This is a genomic window from Vagococcus xieshaowenii (assembly GCF_004792515.1).
GTDB lineage: Bacteria > Bacillota > Bacilli > Lactobacillales > Vagococcaceae > Vagococcus_A > Vagococcus_A xieshaowenii.
This window is the reverse complement of the sequence record NZ_CP038865.1, coordinates 1,703,188-1,723,333: the sequence shown is the minus strand read 5'-3', so window position 1 is coordinate 1,723,333 and position 20,146 is coordinate 1,703,188. Positions and strand designations below refer to the sequence as shown.

18 protein-coding genes are annotated in these 20,146 nt (G+C 36.7%); 14 read left to right on the top strand and 4 right to left on the bottom strand.

Going from position 1 to position 20,146, the window contains the following annotated elements:
- Positions 1 to 216 precede the first annotated feature (216 nt).
- From E4Z98_RS08295 to E4Z98_RS08240, 12 genes are all read left to right on the top strand, one after another.
- Positions 217 to 1,194: an inorganic phosphate transporter gene (locus tag E4Z98_RS08295; protein WP_135254248.1), complete on the top strand. Its 978-nt coding sequence runs from the start codon at positions 217 to 219 to the stop codon at positions 1,192 to 1,194.
- A 17-nt stretch (positions 1,195 to 1,211) separates the two neighbouring features.
- Positions 1,212 to 1,835 carry a DUF47 domain-containing protein gene (locus E4Z98_RS08290; protein WP_135254220.1) on the top strand — a complete coding sequence of 208 codons (624 nt, stop codon included), beginning with the start codon at positions 1,212 to 1,214 and terminating at the stop codon, positions 1,833 to 1,835.
- Between the two features lie 109 nt (positions 1,836 to 1,944).
- Positions 1,945 to 2,976 carry a branched-chain amino acid aminotransferase gene (locus tag E4Z98_RS08285; RefSeq protein WP_241856688.1) on the top strand — a complete coding sequence of 344 codons (1,032 nt, stop codon included), beginning with the start codon at positions 1,945 to 1,947 and terminating at the stop codon, positions 2,974 to 2,976.
- Positions 2,977 to 3,159: 183 nt separating this feature from the next.
- Positions 3,160 to 3,432 (top strand): hypothetical protein, encoded by a 273-nt coding sequence (locus E4Z98_RS08280; protein WP_135254222.1) that lies wholly within the window; start codon positions 3,160 to 3,162, stop codon positions 3,430 to 3,432.
- Between the two features lie 227 nt (positions 3,433 to 3,659).
- Positions 3,660 to 4,907: a competence/damage-inducible protein A gene (locus E4Z98_RS08275; protein ID WP_135254223.1), complete on the top strand. Its 1,248-nt coding sequence runs from the start codon at positions 3,660 to 3,662 to the stop codon at positions 4,905 to 4,907.
- 89 nt (positions 4,908 to 4,996) lie between these two features.
- Positions 4,997 to 6,040: a recombinase RecA gene (recA, locus tag E4Z98_RS08270; RefSeq protein WP_135254224.1), complete on the top strand. Its 1,044-nt coding sequence runs from the start codon at positions 4,997 to 4,999 to the stop codon at positions 6,038 to 6,040.
- A gap of 248 nt (positions 6,041 to 6,288) precedes the next feature.
- Positions 6,289 to 6,786: a DUF7832 domain-containing protein gene (locus E4Z98_RS08265; RefSeq protein ID WP_135254225.1), complete on the top strand. Its 498-nt coding sequence runs from the start codon at positions 6,289 to 6,291 to the stop codon at positions 6,784 to 6,786.
- A 13-nt stretch (positions 6,787 to 6,799) separates the two neighbouring features.
- Positions 6,800 to 7,537, top strand: coding sequence for a glycerophosphodiester phosphodiesterase (locus E4Z98_RS08260; protein WP_241856686.1), 738 nt, complete (start codon positions 6,800 to 6,802; stop codon positions 7,535 to 7,537).
- Position 7,538: 1 nt separating this feature from the next.
- Positions 7,539 to 8,504: a tRNA (adenosine(37)-N6)-dimethylallyltransferase MiaA gene (miaA, locus tag E4Z98_RS08255; protein WP_135254226.1), complete on the top strand. Its 966-nt coding sequence runs from the start codon at positions 7,539 to 7,541 to the stop codon at positions 8,502 to 8,504.
- Positions 8,497 to 9,729, top strand: a complete 1,233-nt coding sequence (gene hflX / locus E4Z98_RS08250; protein ID WP_135254227.1) for a GTPase HflX — start codon at positions 8,497 to 8,499, stop codon at positions 9,727 to 9,729. The genes miaA and hflX overlap by 8 nt, the downstream gene beginning before the upstream one ends.
- Position 9,730: 1 nt before the next feature.
- Positions 9,731 to 10,984 carry a methionine gamma-lyase family protein gene (locus E4Z98_RS08245; protein WP_135254228.1) on the top strand — a complete coding sequence of 418 codons (1,254 nt, stop codon included), beginning with the start codon at positions 9,731 to 9,733 and terminating at the stop codon, positions 10,982 to 10,984.
- 480 nt (positions 10,985 to 11,464) lie between these two features.
- The gene (locus E4Z98_RS08240) at positions 11,465 to 12,631 is read left to right on the top strand and encodes an FtsW/RodA/SpoVE family cell cycle protein (protein ID WP_135254229.1); all 1,167 of its coding nucleotides are present in this window, start codon (positions 11,465 to 11,467) and stop codon (positions 12,629 to 12,631) included.
- An 11-nt stretch (positions 12,632 to 12,642) separates the two neighbouring features.
- Here the strand turns inward: E4Z98_RS08240 and E4Z98_RS08235 are convergent, their stop codons facing one another.
- The 4 genes from E4Z98_RS08235 to E4Z98_RS08220 all read right to left on the bottom strand — a co-directional run bounded on the left by E4Z98_RS08235 (position 12,643) and on the right by E4Z98_RS08220 (position 15,950).
- Entirely contained in the window at positions 12,643 to 13,104 is a 462-nt protein-coding gene (locus tag E4Z98_RS08235) for a threonine/serine exporter family protein (protein ID WP_135254230.1), read from the bottom strand.
- 2 nt (positions 13,105 to 13,106) lie between these two features.
- On the bottom strand, positions 13,107 to 13,883 hold the full coding sequence (locus E4Z98_RS08230) for a threonine/serine exporter family protein (protein ID WP_135254231.1): 777 nt from the start codon (positions 13,881 to 13,883) through the stop codon (positions 13,107 to 13,109).
- Positions 13,884 to 14,056: 173 nt separating this feature from the next.
- Positions 14,057 to 15,733: a ribonuclease J1 gene (rnjA, locus tag E4Z98_RS08225; protein WP_135254232.1), complete on the bottom strand. Its 1,677-nt coding sequence runs from the start codon at positions 15,731 to 15,733 to the stop codon at positions 14,057 to 14,059.
- Between the two features lies 1 nt (position 15,734).
- A complete protein-coding gene (locus tag E4Z98_RS08220; protein WP_135254233.1) occupies positions 15,735 to 15,950 on the bottom strand; it encodes a DNA-directed RNA polymerase subunit epsilon in 216 nt (71 codons plus the stop codon).
- A 268-nt stretch (positions 15,951 to 16,218) separates the two neighbouring features.
- Between E4Z98_RS08220 and E4Z98_RS08215 the strand changes: the two genes are divergently transcribed.
- Positions 16,219 to 17,952, top strand: coding sequence for an ABC transporter ATP-binding protein (locus tag E4Z98_RS08215; RefSeq protein ID WP_135254234.1), 1,734 nt, complete (start codon positions 16,219 to 16,221; stop codon positions 17,950 to 17,952).
- Positions 17,945 to 19,705 (top strand): ABC transporter ATP-binding protein, encoded by a 1,761-nt coding sequence (locus E4Z98_RS08210; protein WP_135254235.1) that lies wholly within the window; start codon positions 17,945 to 17,947, stop codon positions 19,703 to 19,705. The genes E4Z98_RS08215 and E4Z98_RS08210 overlap by 8 nt, the downstream gene beginning before the upstream one ends.
- Positions 19,706 to 20,146 lie beyond the last annotated feature (441 nt).

The following is a 20,146-nucleotide window of genomic DNA, read 5'->3' as shown; positions in this document are numbered from 1 at the left end:
TGTAACGCTTGTAACAAAAAAAGATATTGAAAAATATTTATGGAAATATAACTAAAAAACAACTATAATGGAAATGTTTGTATGGAACACTATTATAGTAGAAAAATATGAATAATGACGTTAATAAAATTAAATAGGTAGGTGGGAGTTTTGGGTAGTATTGATTTTTCAGCCGGGACAGTCAATCTTGCGTTAATCATAACAGTTATTCTTGTTATGGGCTCGATTTTTGTTAACGGTTGGACAGATGCTCCAAATGCAATTGCAACAGCTATTTCAACGCGCGTGTTGAAACCAAATGTGGCAATTGGTATGGCAGTTGTCATGAACTTTTTAGGTGTAGTGGTCATGACGTTCTTAAACGCGACGGTAGCTGAGACAATTAGCAACATTGCCGACTTTGGAACGAATCAGCATAACGCACAGGTAGCATTGGCCGCAGCGCTATTTGCCATCGTGGTGTGGGCGGTTCTTTCGTGGTATTATGCGATGCCAACGAGTGAAAGTCATGCGTTAATTGCGGGATTAACTGGGGCTGCTATGGCTCTTTCAGGTATTCACGCTGTTAATATGGATGAATGGAAAAAAGTTATTTTTGGTTTACTTTTCTCTACGAGTTCAGGATTTATCGGCGGTTATCTTGTTGTGTCGATTATCACTTTCTTATGCAGAAACGCAGATCGACGCAAAACGAATAAATTCTTTAACGTAGGGCAAGCATTAGCTGCTGCAGGAAATGCCTTTTTACATGGTGCCCAAGATGGTCAAAAATTTATGGGTGTGTTTATGTTAGGTCTTTCTTACAATGGCTTTGTTGAAAATGGTTCAGGTGGTTACACGATTCCAATTGAAGTAATGGTTATTTGTTCACTGATTATGGGATTTGGAACATCAGTAGGGGGCATGAAAATTATCAAGTCTGTCGGAATGGACATGGTAAAATTAGAAACTTATCAAGGTTTTTCAGCTGATTTAAGTGCCGTTATCACCTTATTTATTTGTTCTTGGACAGGTATTCCTGTTTCAACTACTCATACTAAAACAACAGCTATTATGGGTGTTGGTGCCGCAAGACGTATGTCGAGTGTGAATTGGTCAGTAGTACGAGGTATGGTTTTGGCATGGGTCTTAACTTTCCCAGGAGCAGGATTAATTGCTTATGTGATGGCTAAGGTTTTCTTGAAGATATTTTAGACTAGGAGAATAGAGAAATGGCAAGAAGGAAAGAATTCAATTACTTTGAAAATTTAACAAAATTAGCTGAAAAGAGTGAGCAAGCAGCTAAAAAAATGCAAGAGTTAATCAATAACTTCTCAGAAGATAAAGTAGCAACCTATACACACGAAGTACATGAAATTGAACGTGAAGCAGATCAAATCTCTCATAACATCTTGAATGAATTAAATCATTCATTTGTGACACCGATTGATCGTGAAGATATTGTTTCAATTACAGAAGAGTTAGATAATATTTGTGATGCAATTAATTCATTAACTTATTTATTCGATACTTATGCGGTAACTGAGTTACGCGCAGATACAGATAAAATTGCAAGTTATGTTGTGGAAGCCACACATGCTGTAGTCGTAGCGACAAAAGAATTTGCAAAATTTAAACAATCAAAAATTTTGAAATCAAAAATTGATTTGGTCAATGAAATTGAAGAAAAAACAGATACATTATATCGCTCTTTAATTAAAGAGTTGATTACAAAAGAAGATAACGTGATGAACGTTATCAAGTGGAAAAACATTTATGAAGGCTTTGAAGTAGCTGTAAATAATACAGAGAAATCTGCTGATATTCTTTATGGCTTAGTTATTAAAAATACTTAATGATAATCAGAGTAATTACCCATTGTTTTTGGTAATTATTCTGGTTATTTTTTTTAAAACTGGTATGATTAAAAAATAGTTAATGATAAATTAAAAAGGAGTGATGACATTGGAAAAAAAAGAAGCCGTTCAATTAGATTGGGAGAATTTAGGGTTTTCTTATATTAAGACAGACATTAGATATGTTGCTACATGGAAAGATGGTAAGTGGGATGAGGGAATTCTGACAGAAGATAACCAAATAAGTATCAGTGAAGGGTCACCAGTTATTCACTACGGTCAATCATGCTTTGAAGGGTTAAAAGCTTATCGTACGAAGTCAGGTGAGGTGCAACTATTTAGGCCAGAAGAAAATGCTAAGCGTATGCAAAGAAGCTGTCGTCGTTTATTGATGCCAGAAGTGTCGGAAGAGCAGTTTTTATCAGCGGTTAAAGAAGTAGTAAAAGCAAATGAACGTTTTATTCCGCCATATGGAACTGGAGGTACACTTTATTTGCGTCCTTATGTGATGGGTGTGGGTGATAGTATTGGTGTTGCTCCTGCTAATGAATATATTTTTGGTGTGTTTGCCATCCCGGTAGGTGCTTATTTTAAAGGTGGGCTGACGCCAACTAGTTTTATTATTTCAGAATATGACCGTGCAGCCTCTCAAGGAACAGGCGGGGTTAAGGTCGGTGGCAATTATGCAAGTAGTTTATTGCCCGGTAAAGAAGCAAAACAACGATCATTTAGCGATTGTATTTATCTTGACCCAGCAACTCATACTAAAATAGAAGAGGTTGGCGCAGCGAACTTTTTTGCAATTACCAAAGATGGTCGTTTTGTGACACCAGATTCACCGTCTATTTTGCCAAGTATTACGAAATATTCATTATTATATCTAGCTGAACATGCATTAGGAATGCCTGTTGCACAAGAAGATATTTATGTCTCACAATTAGATTTGTATGAAGAAGCAGGTGCGTGTGGTACGGCAGCAGTTATTTCACCGATTGCAGGTATTCAGCATGGAGATAACTATCATGTGTTTTATTCAGAAACAGAAGTAGGACCTGTGACAAGAAAATTATATGATTTATTGACAGCTATTCAGTTTGGCGACAAAGAAGCGCCTGAAGGGTGGATAACGAAAGTTTTATAATAAACTATCTTGAAGCATTAAGTTAAACAGGGTTCTGAGCAAAAAGTTTAGATTCAAGAAATGAAGGAGTTGTGACAAATTTTTGTCACAACTCCGCTTTTTAGTTTGTTATTTAATAAACATGGTATAATGAACATATGAAGGTGATTGTCAGTTGTGATCTTTTTGAGAGGAGAGATTATTATGTCAGTTTTTGATAAAATAGCTGATTACAAGGAAGACAAGCGTCGTAAAAAAGCAATAGCCAAAAGTGAGAAGTTACGTGAGAAAAATCGTTTATTACGTCAACAAGGAAAAGAGCCAACTAAGGGATGGAATAAGATGGTAGATACAGGAATTGGTGGAATGAATAACATTAGTCGTGGACAGGTTGACATGTTTGGTGATCCAGAAGGAACATATAATGTTATTGCTGAAGAACAGAAGAATTTGGCTAAAAACAATGATAAACCGTGAAAAAGTTAGGCTTGGATTGTTTGAATAAAAGTATAATAGACCTTCAAAAGTTAACGGATATTGGGAACTTTTGGAGGTCTGTAAGTTTGGTGTTATAGATGCCAGTTTTAATAAGGACAAAGAAATTTTGGGCAATTTAGTCCTTATATTGAGTGAAATAGGATAAAATAAAGTAAATAAATAGATTGAGGATTAATTACCGTAATTATTAGTGAAGAGGTGCTAACATGCGAGCAGAAATTATTGCAGTGGGAACAGAGCTATTGATGGGACAAGTTGTTAACACAAACGCGACATTCTTGTCAGAGCAATTAACCGGATTAGGGTATCAGATATACTTTCAAACAGTTGTGGGAGATAATAGGGAACGTCTAAATGACTGTCTATCATTAGCAACTGAACGTAGTGATTTGATTGTCCTTACAGGTGGACTAGGTCCTACAGAAGATGACTTAACCCGAGAAACATTAGCTCATTTTTTGGATGCTGAATTAGCGATTGATCAGGCTGGATTGGAAAAGATCATCCAACATTTTACCATTCAGGGACGTGAATTAACGGATAATAACCGTAAACAGGCCTTATCTCTTGTTGGCGGCCAAACATTAACTAATCCAACAGGTTTAGCTGTGGGGGATTTTTATCAGACACCGTCGAACGCTTATTTATTATTACCAGGACCGCCAAGTGAAATGAAACCTATGTTTCTTCAAGAAGCGGTGCCATTATTACAAGATAGATTGCCACAAAATAATCAGTTGTTTTCACGTGTTATGCGCTTCTTTGGTATCGGAGAATCACAATTAGTCACTGTATTAGCTGATGAAATCAGCGGACAAACAAATCCAACTATTGCGCCTTATGCAGCCCCAAATGAAGTGCGTTTACGATTGACGGCACAAGCAAGAAATAATTTGGCAGCCAATCAATTATTAGATTCATTAGAAAAGCGTATTATGGCGTTAGTCGGTGATTATTTTTATGGTTATGGTGAAGAAAATAGTTTAGTGAAAGAAACCGTACAAGCATTAAAAGATTCCCATGCAACACTCGCTGTGGCGGAAAGTTTAACAGCTGGCCTTGTCCAAAGTACGTTGGGGCAGTTGCCTGGTGTTTCCGAAGTGTTTGTCGGAGGCTTTGTGACATACTCAAATGAGATGAAACAACAGTTATTAGGGGTGGAAGAGGCGACATTAGCTAAACATGGTGCAGTGAGTCGTGAGTGCGCAAAAGAGATGGCAGTCAACACGCGTCGTTTGACTGGGGCAGATTATGCTTTATCGCTAACGGGTGTAGCCGGTCCTAGTGAGGTGGAAGGCAAAGCTGTAGGGACAACCTGGATTGCTTTAGCAAAACCTGATGGAACCGTTCAAACACAAGCGTATCGTTTTACTCGTGACCGTACGTATATTCAGCATAGTGCGATGATGAATGGGTTGAATAGTTTACGAATAGAATTGCTAAATAAAAAATAATCGAATGTTTGTTCGCTTTTTTACTTGCTTTTTTGAATAGAAAAACGTATCATTATATTATAATCGTGAATTAGAAGGAGGATCATATATTGGCAGATGATCGTAAAGTCGCTCTAGATGCGGCGTTAAAGAAGATAGAGAAAAACTTTGGTAAAGGTTCAATTATGAAGCTAGGTGAAAAAGTTGATACACAAATTTCAACCGTTTCAAGTGGCTCTATTGCGTTAGACGTTGCGTTAGGTGTAGGTGGCTATCCTCGTGGACGTATCATTGAAGTATACGGTCCAGAAAGTTCTGGTAAGACGACTGTGGCACTACATGCTATTGCTGAAGTGCAAAAACAAGGTGGAACTGCAGCGTTTATCGATGCCGAGCATGCGTTAGATCCAGCATACGCAGCTAAATTAGGTGTTAATATTGACGAATTATTACTTTCTCAACCAGATACAGGGGAGCAAGGATTAGAGATTGCTGAAGCTTTAGTAACAAGTGGTGCGATTGATATTATTATTATTGACTCTGTGGCAGCGTTAGTTCCTCGTGCTGAAATCGATGGTGAGATGGGTGATTCTCATATGGGTCTACAAGCCCGTTTAATGTCTCAAGCACTACGTAAGTTATCAGGAACGATTAATAAAACAAAAACTATTGCTATTTTCATTAACCAAATTCGTGAGAAAATTGGTGTAATGTTTGGTAACCCAGAAACAACACCAGGTGGTCGTGCATTGAAGTTCTATTCAACGATTCGTTTAGAAGTTCGTCGTGCAGAACAAATTAAAAACGGTACAGATATTATTGGTAACCGTACACGTATTAAAGTAGTGAAGAATAAAGTAGCCCCACCATTTAAACAAGTTGAAGTAGACATTATGTACGGTCAAGGGATTTCAATGGTTGGTGAGTTATTAGATATGGCAGCGGATATCGATATTGTCGATAAAAGTGGTGCGTGGTACTCATATAAAGAAGAACGTATGGGACAAGGACGTGAAAATGCTAAACAATTCTTATTAGATAATACAGAAATTATGGATGAAATTTATAATGCTGTTCGTAGTGCGTATGGAATTGGTAATGGCGCAGTAACGGTAACCGAAGAAGTTGAAGAAGGTTTAGATTTAGAAATATAAGCTTAATAGCGTTATTAAGGAGCTGTGACAATTTTTGTCATAGCTCCTTTTTTACGAATAATAGTGTTTGTTATCATCTTTTTTCTCATTAACTTGTAAAAACAGATGATAGACTGATTTTAATGCATAAATTGAAGTTTTGAGATAGTCAATGATGTATTTTCTGACGTTTCATCATATAATAGAGTGTGAAGAATTATGTGGTGAGGGCATCATTGTAACTAATAATTATAATAAGGAGAACAATCATGGCAATTGATAAAGCAATTTGGCATTATGAAGTACCAGACTATCCTAAAGAATTACCTAATGAACAGGGTGGCGTTCATATTGCTTTCTTTTTTCGCTGGATGGCTGAAAACGGCTTTTCGGGCTCAGAATTAAATGAGGAATATCCAGCAATACAAATGAAATTGAAACTAACGATGTTAGATGCCTTTGATATATTAATGACGTTTTTTGACGGCACTATTATGGCAGAAGATTTTAATGAAACAGGTGCAAGGTTTGCAAATGCTTATTATTTAGAAAAAGAATTATATTCACGAGATTATGGCAATTACCTAGAAGACTATGAAGCCTTAATGCCTTCATTGAAACACTTAGAAGGTTTTGAAACATTTTATCAAGGGGTCATCTATTCTGAAGAGAATTATCAAATCGTAAAAAAATTAATCGATCAACGATATGAAGAGTACGAAACGTGGTTGAACCAACAAGAAGAATCGCTGGATAATAATGAGTAAATGAGGTGGGAAGATGTTGACGAAAGTTTTTGCACATCGTGGAAGTAAAGGTACACATCCAGAAAACACCTTGCCTGCTTTTGAAGAAGCTGTGTTGGCTGATGCGGACGGGATTGAACTAGATGTTCATGTTTCTAAAGACGGCCACTTAATGGTGATTCATGATGAAACGATTGATCGGACGACAACGGGAACAGGTCGCGTGATGGACTTGACGAAGAAAGAGATACAATCGTTTAATGCAGGTAGCTGGTTTTCAGAAGAATATGACGAAACGATTGTTCCGACGTTAGAAGAAGTGACTTACTTTTTGAAGCAATTGAATTTTAAAGGCATCTTAAATATAGAGATTAAAACAGATAAAATCCACTATCCTGAGATTGAAACACGTATTCATGAGTGGATGATATCTGATATATGGCCGTTTAGTTTTATGTATTCGAGTTTTAATGTAGGCACATTGGTTATTCTTGAAAAAATAGCACCAGAAGTGCCTAACGCGTTAATTACATTTGCAGATCAAGAAATGATTGATTATGGTTTGTTGACTAGAAATATTACCGGCATACATCCTAAAATCACTTGGCTGGAAGAGCATCCTGAACAGGTTTCAACATTTTCAAAAGCATTACGACCATGGACAGTAAATAAAAAAGATCAAATGTTATTCTGTTTCAAGTATGGTGTATCAGGTATTATGACGGACTATCCTAGAACAGCAGTAGCGTTAAGAAATGAGTGGCAAAAATAGTATGACAAAACCTAAATTAATGGTAATTGTAGGGCCAACTGCTGTAGGTAAGACCGCCCTTAGTGTTTCTTTAGCACAAACATTTAATGGTGAAATTATTAGTGGAGATTCCTTACAAGTCTATCAACAACTTGATATTGGGACAGCCAAAGCAACCAAAGAAGAACAAGCAGGGATTCCACATTATTTATTAGATGAAATTCCTCTTGAAGGTAGTTATTCTGCCAGTGATTTTCAACAAGGAGCACGTCGATATATTGAAGAGATTATTTCACGTGGTAAAACGCCAATAATCGTGGGCGGTACAGGTTTATATATTCAATCGTTACTGTTTGATTTTGAATTAGGCGCCAATGAAGGAACTGTTACCGAAGATGAAAAACAAGCTTTTCGCGATAAATGGGAGACAATCATGTTGACAGAAGGACGTAATAAACCGTGGCAGTATCTTCAACAAATTGATCCTGAGGCAGCTGCAATTATTCATGAAAATAACACACGTCGTGTTATTCGTGCAATAGAATTAAAAGAGTTGTTTGGATGTAGTATAACCGATCAACAAGTAGATTTTTCTAACTTAGAAAATGCCTTGTATGATGTTAAGCTTATTGGGTTAACCACAGATCGTGAACTGCTATATGAGCGCATCAATCAACGTGTGGATATGATGATGACACAAGGGTTAATGGAAGAAGTCCAGCTATTAGCGGATAAGCGACACGTTCAAGGTGCCCAAGGAATTGGGTACAAAGAATTTTTTCCTTATTTAGATGGTCGTATGTCATTAGAAGAAGCTATTGAGCAAGTTAAACAAAATTCACGTCGCTATGCGAAACGTCAATTAACATGGTTTAGAAATCGCATGCCTGTTGAATGGTGGGATTTAGTACAGTATCCAGAGAAACAAACTGAATTAGAAGCAGCCATTAGTAAATGGCTAGCTTCGGAAGGAGGGACGCATGACTGAACGCGTTCTACTAGTAGGGGTTGAAAACCCAGAAAATTTTAGACATTTTGAAGAATCGATGATCGAATTAAAAAATTTAGTAAAGACGGCTCATGGTGAAGTAGTATTAGAAGTCACACAAAAATTACAGGCGATTAATCGTCAGACGATTGTTGGTAAAGGAAAGTTAGAAGAAATTCAACAGTTAGTTGAGGCACATGAAATTGATTTAGTAATTTTTAATCATGAATTGACACCACGTCAAGGCCGAAATATTGAAGCTGAAGTGGGCGTTCGTGTATTAGACCGTGTGCAATTGATTTTAGATATTTTTGCCTTACGTGCCCGTTCAAAAGAGGGACAATTGCAAGTAGAGCTAGCTCAAATGAGTTATATGCTTCCACGTTTAGTTGGGAGTAATGCAGAATTGTCTCGTCTTGGAGGAGGCATTGGGACACGTGGACCTGGTGAAACAAAATTAGAAACAGACCGTCGTCATATTCGTGATACGATTGCCAATATTCGACGTGAATTAAAGGAAGTTGCGGCTCATCGTGAACGTAATCGTCAAAAACGTAAAAACTCTAATGTCTTTCAAATTGGTTTAATTGGTTATACCAATGCTGGAAAATCAACATTGCTAAATCTCTTAACGAATGCGGGGACATATTCTAAAGATGAATTGTTTGCCACACTAGATCCGTTAACAAAAAAATGGAAATTAAATGATTCCATGGGCGTTACTGTGACAGACACGGTAGGATTCATTCAAGACTTACCGACACAATTAATTGAAGCTTTCCAGTCGACACTTGAAGAAAGTCGTGGGATGGACTTGTTGTTACACGTAGTAGATGCAAGTTCTGAAGATCGTCATTTACAAGAACAAACAGTAATGGAGCTAATGAAAGATTTGGAGATGGATGGGATTCCTGTGTTAACTGTTTATAACAAAATGGACTTAGTTGAAGATCATTTGTTTGCACCTACGCTGTTTCCAAGCTGTCAAATTTCAGCCAATGATCCAGACAGTATCGCCATCATTGAACAAGCCATCATTGAACAGCTGAAACAAATTTTTGAACCTTACCGATTAGAATTAACGCCGGCTCAAGGGAAAGAATTGATGGAGTTAGCACAACAAACCTTAATGCTTTCACAAGAATACGATGAAACGACAGGCAATTATCTTGTAACGGGCTATGCATCAAAAGAATCAAAATGGGGAAAGAAAGAGGAGGCATAAGATGAGTTGGAATGAAGGGTTATCAACAGAATTATTAGAAAAAATCAAGACGGTCGATAAAAAAATTGGTACACGTCGTTTAGAAATGCAAGAAGTGGCGTTAAATAACCAGGCAAAAGTGTTAGCAGCGTTTAGAAAACATAAAGTATCAGAAAGTCATTTTAATAAGTCAACAGGCTATGGTTATGACGATATGGGGCGTGAAGCATTAGAAGCAGTATACGCTGAAGTTTTCGGGGCTGAAGATTGTATCGTTCGTCCACAATTAATCTCAGGGACGCACGCGATTTCGACTGCGTTGTTTGGTGTGTTACGTCCAGGAGATGATTTATTGTATATTACTGGCACACCATATGATACTTTATTAGAAGTCGTGGGTGTGACAGGTAACGGTATTGGTTCGTTCAAGGAATATAATATCGGTTATGACCATGTTGAGTTATTAGCTGATGGTAGTGTTGATTTTGAAGGTGTGAAAGAAAAAGCAACGGCTAAAACAAAAGTCTTCGCGATTCAACGTTCACGCGGGTATGACCAACGTCCATCCTTTACGATTGAAAAAATCGAAGAGATGATTCGTTTTGTTAAAGAACATTATCCTGAAGCGATTGTTTTTGTGGATAATTGTTATGGTGAATTTGCTGAAACGTTGGAACCGACACAAGTTGGCGCAGATTTAATGGCTGGCTCTTTAATTAAAAACCCAGGTGGTGGCTTAGCGAAAATTGGTGGCTATATTGTGGGGAATAAAGACTTAATTGAAAAATGTGCCTATCGATTGACGACGCCAGGAATCGGAAAAGAAGCTGGGGCAATGCTAGATACGGTTCATGAAATGTTTCAAGGATTCTTCTTGGCACCACATGCTGTGAGCCAAGCGATTCAAGGCGCAATTTTTACATCGGCTTTGTTAGAAGAATTTGATGTCGTTTCGACTCCTAAATGGGATGAACCAAGAACGGATCTTATTCAAATGGTTGAATTGGAAGAAAAAGAAAAAATGATTAAATTTGCGCAAGCCATTCAAACATTTTCTCCTGTAGATGCTCATGTCTCGCCAGTTCCAGCTTATATGCCTGGATATGAAGACGATGTAATCATGGCAGCTGGAACCTTTATTCAAGGTGCTAGCTTAGAATTAACATCAGATGGCCCTATTCGCCCACCATATCGCTTATATGTTCAAGGCGGATTAACGTATGAACATGTTAAAATCGCCGTAAGCCATGCCGTACAAGAAATTTTTTATAATTAAAAGTGCTTGCGAGTGCGTTTAGGCCTTAGAAATATCGAAGAACGGCTAAAAATTGTTTTTAAATTTTTAAACGGTTAAGAGAAACTTCCGAAGGACTGCACTCAAAAGCCGGATTGGGTAAAGTGCTTGAAGGTGTGGGTTGCTTTTGAGCAATATGCGTGTGACAATGAAAATTGTGCAACAATTTTTGAGAGTTACAACATATTGCCGAAAAAGCAGTACCTGAAAGCCGGATTGGGTAAAGTGCTTGAAGGTGTGGGTTGCTTTTGGAGTACTGTTTATTTTGTAAAGAGGCTCTGTGACAGAATTTTGTCATAGAGCCTCTTTTTTAGAACATATGTGATAAATTAAGTTTTTCCTTAATCTTTTCCAATTAGCTAAAAACGGGTTGTGAAACATCTAATGTTTACTATAATGAGAAGAAAAAAAGAGAACAATAGTTAATCATCAGATGTTGTTTTTATTAATGAGGTGGTAGACGTGCATAAGCGAGTTGATGGGATGATATTAGGAAGTTATGTGTTAGTGAGTTTATTTGGTATGTTAATGGTTTATAGCGCCAGTTCGTACCGATTATGGAGTCAAGGAGATGCAACGATTGATTTGTTTATGAAACAAGGATTGTTTGTAGCGGTAGGTTTTCTCATAGTGGGATCAATTTTTTGTATTAGATTATCGGTTATTTTACATTCTAGAGTGACGATATTTTTAGTTGTCAGTTCGTTAATTTTTTTGTTTATGGTTAAAATACCAGGGCTAGGAGTTAATATTAACGGTGCTAAAAGATGGTTATCTATTGTGGGTATTCAATTTCAACCAGCAGATTTTGCGATGTTAGCCTTAGTATTTTATTTAGCACACTATTATCGTCAGGTAGATAAAAAAATGAAGACGTGGAATTATCCGCTTATTATTAGTGGGTTGTTAGCCTCGTTAATTTTAACGCAACCTAAAGTGACGGGAGCTTTGATGGTGTTATTTATCGTGCTAGCAATGATTATGATAAATTCTGTTCCAATCAAGTACATAGGTATGTTAATAGCCGCAGGTTTAGGTAGTTTATTAGTAGTAGCAGGAATCATCGTATTTTTGGGGAATCATCATTTATTACCAGGACTATTTCATCATGTATACGAACGTATCATAAGTGTTTCTAATCCATTTGATGAGTATTTTGGCTCAGGTTATCAAATGAGTCAATCATTTATTGCCATTTATAATGGCGGGCTATTTGGATTAGGGTTAGGAAATAGTATGACAAAACAGGGATATTTACCCGTAGCTGAGACAGATTTTATTTTTTCTATCATTGTAGAAGAATGGGGACTGTTATTTAGCATGGTAGTATTGGCGCTGTTATTAGGACTATGTGCAAGAATTTTTTATTTATCTTATAAATGGGATAATCATCAAGAAGGCTTACTTTTAACAGGTATTGGGCTATTGTTCTTTATTCAAATCACCGTTAATATTTCAAGTATTTCAGGATTGATTCCGATGACAGGAATCCCACTGCCTTTTATTAGTTATGGTGGGACTAACTTTTTGATAAACTCTGTGGCTGTGGGGGTAGTGTTGAATATAGCAAGTAGACGACATGATCAGATTGATTATATAAAAAGCAGGGGAAAAAGAGCGTTTAGCTAGAGGTGATTTTATTATTTCTTAATAGTTAATGCTTTTTGGTACACTTTTCTCAAATAGGTAAACAATACCTCGGCAAATACGAAACCAACTGCTAAAGCAAGAGCGATTTGGATGACTTTGAATAAGTCAGTTGATGCAATAAGGGTGTTTCCACTTGTAAAGTTTTTCATCCCAAGGTAAATGATACTACCGGGCACGAGTGAAATTAAACTAGGTAAATAGATCATATTAACCGGAACTTTTATTTTAATAGCAAAGAAATTTCCTAGTAAACCAATCGTTAAAGCGGCAAAAAAGTTTGATAAAATAACATCGTGTCCGTCACCTTCTAGCAGAGTGTAGACAATCCAAGCGGTTGCACCAGTTAGGCAAGCATAAGGAATAGTTCGCCTAGGCACATTGCTAATTAAACCAAATCCTAAGGTGGATAGAAAGGCGACGATGAATTCAACGATTAAATGAAAAAAATTCACGATTAGACACCTCCTAATAATTGGTTAGTCAATGAGGTTGCAAGAATAACGCCCGAGCCAATAGCTCCCGCCGTTAGTACGGCATCGACGGCCCGCATCATTCCTGAAATGGTATGACGGCTGATAATTTCTCTTAAAGAGTTTGTAATGGATAATCCAGGAACCAAGGGCATTAAGGCACACAAAATAATGCTGCTAGAACTTTGACCAAGACCAACTAGTGTCACAATTGAAGCGAGCGTCGCGATAATAAAACTACTAAGTGCTTCTTTGATATAAGGGACAGTTGTTCGGCGTTCAATTGTATGTAAGGTACTGTAGCCAATCATGCCAATAAAAAAGGCCAAGGCTAAATCTACCCAAGTCGCCGTAAAAACCATCATTGGGGTAACCGATACTAGACCGGCTCCTAAGACTTTATAGCGCTTTGGAAAATCAATCACTTGTTCTGAAATTATTTCTACTTGTTTAGCCAATTGAGTAAAAGTAATCGATCCTTCTTGGAAACTTCTAGATAAGTGGTTAATTTCATCCACTTTTTGTAAATTAAAGCCTTTTAATTGTACTTTTACAAAGTGAGAAGCCATACCGTCACCAGAATCAATAAAAACAGCACTTAACGTCACATAGCAAGAAATATCGACGTTGGCAGATTTTCCAATATATTCAACGGTTTGCTCGACTCGAGGTATTTCAGCACCACTTGCGACCAGTATTTTACCAACTTGGGCACAAACTTTAATCACTTGTTGTTGGTATAGTTCTTTGTTTTTATTCATTCACTTTCACCTCGTTGTCTTTTTAACGCTCTTTAAATCAATTGTAACATACTAGTGAGAAATCGATAAAAGACATGAGATAATTTATGCCAAAGTTTAAATAGCAAAAAAAACGTTAGCCCTTTTTAGGATAAACCTTTGAGGGACTAACGTTTTTTATAGTTGACCTTATGCTAGTCATTTGCTTCCAAAATCATCGATAGAATCATTGGATTACGTTGTGTTTTTTCTGCTAAGTAAGGTTGTAGTGTTTCTAAAATTCTTTGACGAATCATGTTTTCGCTACAATTTTCTTCTTTTAGGGCTTGTTCAATCGCACGATTCAATAATTTTTGACAGTGAACGATCAAGTCTCCTGATTCACGCATATAAATGAAGCCACGTGATAAGATATCAGGTCCAGCCATAATGGTTTTCTTCTCGTAATTAACTGTTACAACGGCCAAAACAAGTCCTTCTTCAGAAAGAATACGACGATCACGTAAGACAATGTTTCCAATGTCGCCGATACCATTTCCATCCACATAAACGTCGCCTGCTTGGAAACTTCCTGCACGACGCGCGCTATCAGCTGTTAAAGCTAAGACATCACCGTTTTCCATAATATAACAATTGTCAGCTTCAACACCGACAGATTGTGCTAATTCAGTATGGATTTTTAACATACGGTATTCACCATGAACGGGCATGAAATATTTAGGCTTCATCAAGCTCAACATTAATTTTTGCTCTTCTTGTCCACCATGACCAGATGTATGAATGTTGTTCACTTTTCCGTGGATAACTTCTGCACCAGCTTCGGATAATAGGTTAATCACACGATTCACGCTTGTTGTGTTTCCAGGAATAGGTGAACTTGAGAAAATTACCGTATCACCCGGTTGGATTGAAATGTGACGGTGAGTACCGTTAGCAATACGACTAAGTGCTGCCATGGGTTCTCCCTGTGAACCGGTACATAAAATCAACATTTCATTTGCCGGATATTCATTAATTGAATTTGCATCGACAAAAGTATCTTTTGGTACATTGATATAGCCTAATTCTTGACCATTAACAATCGCATTTTCCATACTACGACCAAAGACGGCGATTTTTCGCCCAGTCGCTAAAGCAGCTTGTGCGGTTTGTTGTAGACGGAAGATATTAGAGGCAAAGGTTGCAAAAATAATACGCCCTTCGATTTTTTCAAAAATACGCTCAATCGATTCACCAATAACTTTTTCCGATTTTGTAAAACCTGGTACTTCAGCATTTGTACTGTCAGAAAGCATACATAGTACGCCTTCACTGCCGATTTTCGCCATTTTTTGTAAGTTTGGTGGTTCGCCAACTGGGGTGAAGTCAAACTTGAAATCTCCCGTACAGACGATATTTCCAGACGGTGTTTTAACGACAACACCTAAAGCATCTGGGATACTGTGAGTTGTTCTAAAGAAAGAAATAGTCGTTTTTCTAAATTTAATGACGGTATCTTCGTTAATTTCATTTAACGTTGCATCGCGTAGTAAACCATGTTCGTCAAGTTTATTACGGATTAAAGCTAACGCTAATGGACCAGCGTAAATAGGAATATTTGCTTGCTTTAATAGAAATGGAATTCCACCAATATGGTCTTCGTGTCCATGGGTAATGACCAGTGCTTTTACTTTGTTTAAATTTTGAACAATGTAACTATAATCTGGAATAACATAGTCGATGCCTAGTAAGTCATCTTCTGGGAATTTGATCCCAGCGTCGACAATGATAATCTCATCTTGAAACTGAATCCCATAAGTGTTTTTACCAATTTCACCAAGGCCACCAATACCAAAGACCCCAGTTTCATTGTTTTTTAAGTTAACTTTCATATTAGTTAAACTCCATTAATGTAAACTCAGCGTTTTCCTTTTCGTATGCCAAATGATTGTCGTCTAATAATTGAACGAATTCAATATTAAATGCTGTGTTGTCTTCAACCAATTGACGGGCTGCACGCTCGTTTTCAGCTTCTAAATAAAGAGATTTTGTTTGCTCTCTTTTAGGGTTTTGTGTTTTTAATTCTTGATAATAAACTTTGTAGATCATGTAATGTCCACACTCCTTCTATAATATTAAAAAATAGGTCTGATTACCTATTAAGTTGTAAAAAATAAAACAGTCGTTAGTTCACTTAAATACCGTCTAATAACGACTTCTTGTTCACGAAAGTCATAGTCATTTTATCATATTTGACCAAATAAGTATAGAAAGGACGCTAAGTCGCTAATAAATCATTATTATAAAAAGATGAGAAGACCCCGTTTGATGTGATAAGATGGAAGAGAAGCAGTGAATAAGGAAAGGGAGTGACGAAATGAAATTAATGTTGCGTTATACATTAAAACATAAGAAATTATTATTCTTAAATTTCTTGTGTGTGTTTGGTTTTATCATGATTGAGCTGGGGTTGCCCACACTATTAGCATCTATGATAGACAAAGGGATACTTGAAAATGATACCAACTATGTCAAAAAAATTGGTCTACTAATGTTGTTGGTAACAGCAGTTGGGATGGTCTTGCATTTGGGGTTAACATACGTGGGTTCACGTTTAACGACCTTAATTGTCATGGATATTCGTGATGATATGTACCGTAATGTTCAAACCTTTAGTCATCATGAATACGAACAATTAGGTGTCTCTTCACTGATTACACGAATCACAAATGATGCTTATCAAGTGATGCTCTTTTTAGGTATGGTTCTTAGAACCGGATTTATGACCCCAATGATGTTTATTGGTAGTATGGTGATGATTGTTAGTCAGAATGCGTCCTTAGCAAAGTATGTTTTAATGTGTTTACCTATACTGATTTTAGGTGTGTATGTCATAGCCAAGTTTTCAGAACCATTATCTAAACGACAACAAAGTAGTTTGGACAAAATTAATCGTATTGTACGCGAAAATTTAACAGGCTTACGAGTAGTGCGAGCATTTGTTAATGAAAAGTTTCAAGAGTCACGTTTTAAGAAAGTTAACGAAAAATATACAAAGAATTCTATTAATTTGTATACCTTAATGTCTACGTCTCAACCAGCGTTTTTCTTAGTATTTAATATCGTAATGGTCGTTTTAATTTGGGTAGGCGCTAAACAAATTGAGGCAGGTAGTTTACAAGTGGGGTCATTAGTGGCCTTTATTGAGTATATATTTCATGCACTATTTTCATTCATGATGTTTGCGTCAGTCTTTATGATGTTTCCACGTGCGGAAGTTTCTGCTAATCGTATTCAAGAAGTATTAGATGCAAAATCTGATATTTTAATTAATGAAGAAGGTATCAAGGAAACTAAAACACAAGGTGTCATTGCCTTTCATAACGTTAGCTTTGCATACGAAGAGACGGAAAGTCCCGTCATCCGAAATGTCAGCTTTGAAGCAAAACCAGGAGAAACGGTCGCTTTTATTGGAAGTACAGGAAGTGGGAAATCAACGTTAATCCAGCTGTTACCACGTTTCTATGATGTAACCAAAGGTGAAATATTAATCGATGGTGTCAACGTCAAAGATTACTATTTACCGAGCTTGCGTGAGAAAATTGGCTACATTCCGCAAAAAGCCTTGTTGTTTAGTGGAACGATTCGAGATAATTTATTGTTTGGGAAACCTGATGCTACGGAAGAAGAATTAGCAGAAGCATTGGCTATCGCTCAAGCAACAGACTTTGTGTCTAAAAAAGAGAAGGGTTTAGATGAAGTCGTTTCTGAAGGGGGAAGTAATTTCTCAGGTGGTCAAAAGCAACGGTTAGCCATCGCCAGAGCGCTTATTAGAAAGCCAGCTATCTATGTGTTTGATGACAGTTTTTCAGCACTTGACTATGCAACAGATGCACAGTTACGTCAGCAATTAAAAGCAGAAGTCACAAATAGTACTGTCTTGATTGTCGCGCAACGCGTAAGTACCATAATGGATGCCGATAAGATCATCGTATTAAACGAAGGGGAAGTAGTCGGTCAAGGCACACACCGTGAGCTACTAGAAAGTAATGATATATATTATGATATTGCTTCTTCACAATTAAGTCAGGAGGAGTTGCTAAATGGCTAATACATTGAATTCATTAAAACGATTATGGTCCTATCTTCGGTTGTATAAAGTCGGCTTCTTCTTGGCTATCCTATGCGAGGTGACAGCAACCATCATCAATGCACTGTTTCCTGTTGTGGTAGGATTACCAACTACAAGAATTGCGCAAAATATTGCACAAAAACAAGCCATTGATTTTGATTATATCGTTAAAATATTATTGGTTATTACCTTTATGTCGTTTATTTGTAATGTTTGTTATTTCGGGTCAAATGCGTTAATGTCAAGGGTCGTTCAACGGTCAATGCGTGACTTACGACGAGATATTTCACATAAAATTAATCGTTTGCCAGTTGCTTATTTTGATACACATCAGCGTGGGGATATTTTATCTAGAATGACAAATGATGTCGATTCTTTAACCAACGCACTACAACAAAGTCTATTACGTATTATCTCAGCAGCAATTGGGATGGTATCAGCAATCTTTATGATGTTTAAGATTAATCCCAAGTTAGCCTGGTTAGCGATGTTAATGATCCCAGCTTCGATTATTATTTCAAAAGTGATTGTTAATAAATCGCAACAATACTTTAAAGCGCAACAAGCGGCTTTAGGTGACTTGAATAGTTATGTGCAAGAGAATATGACCGGATTTGCCGTCTTGAAATTATTTGGTCGTGAAAAAGATAATTATGAGAAGTTTAAAGTAACGAGTCATAAATTATCAGAATATGGCTTTAAGTCATCGTTTATTTCAGGCTTAATGATGCCGTTAGTCCAATTAACAGCGTATTTGGTTTATATTGTTGTAGCGGTTCTAGGCGGTTTCTTAGTAATCAGCAAAACGATTACATTAGGTAATTTACAGGCCTTTATTCAATATGTATGGCAATTAAATCAGCCAATGGGACAAGTGACACAGTTGTCAGCGGTTATTCAAGGAGCAACAGCTTCAACTAAACGTATTTTTGAAGTATTAGATGAATCAGAAGAACAGGAACTAAGTGATGTTTCTGCTCTAGCGGATAATATTCAAGGGGCAGTTTCTTTTGAAAATGTCAGCTTTAGTTATGAGCCGAACAAGCCGTTAATTGAGAACTTGAATTTTGATGTGACACCTGGTCAGATGGTAGCGATTGTTGGCCCAACAGGTGCGGGGAAAACGACGTTGATTAATCTCTTGATGCGTTTTTATGATGTGACAGGAGGTGCTATCAAAATTGATGGGGTAGATACCAAAGACATGAAGCGAGAAGATGTCCGTTCATTATTTGGTATGGTTTTACAAGATGCTTGGCTGTATCACGATACTATTATGGAAAATATTCGTTTTGGTAAGCTAGATGCAACGGATTATGAAGTGGTTGATGCAGCAAAAGCAGCAAATGTCGATCATTTTATTCGTACAATGCCAGAAGGATACAAAATGAAAATTGATGAAGAAGCTGATAATGTATCGCTAGGACAAAAGCAATTATTAACGATTGCACGTGCCTTGCTATCAGATCCTAAAATTCTTATTCTTGATGAAGCGACAAGTTCGGTTGACACGCGATTAGAATTATTAATTCAAAAAGCCATGCAAAAAGTCATGCAAGGGCGAACAAGCTTTGTGATTGCCCATCGTCTATCAACTATTAAAGAAGCTGATTTGATTCTTGTGATGGATCAAGGAACCATTATCGAAAAAGGCACACATGATCAATTGCTAGCGCAAAATGGTTTTTATAAAAAATTATATAATAGTCAATTTGCTGATGGAAAAGAATAGTATCAAAAAGTTGTATTGGAAATTGTGATAAAAGTATTTATTTTCTAGATTTAAGAAGAAGCGATTTTTGTAATAATGTTATTAGAGAAGAGGAGCTGTGACAGATTATTTGTCACAGCTTCTTTTTGTTTAGATTAGAAGATTCGTGCTTAGACTAGTTAAATATTAAAAAAAATTAGAAATGGTATAGTTATATTTTTTCTTTTTCAATAACACGTGATTTTAAAAAAGAAAATTAAATTGTATGTTCTTGGAAAAGCGTTTACTATGTTGTTTTATAAGTGGAATATGAAAAAATATAAGGTTATATTATTAGAAAATAAATAGGAAAAAACATTGTTCATTTTCTTTCTTTTTTTGTAAAAAAAAGTAAGTGTTGGTATATAATGATTGGTTAGACTTGCTAACCTGAATTTATTTATTATATAATTAGACATTGAT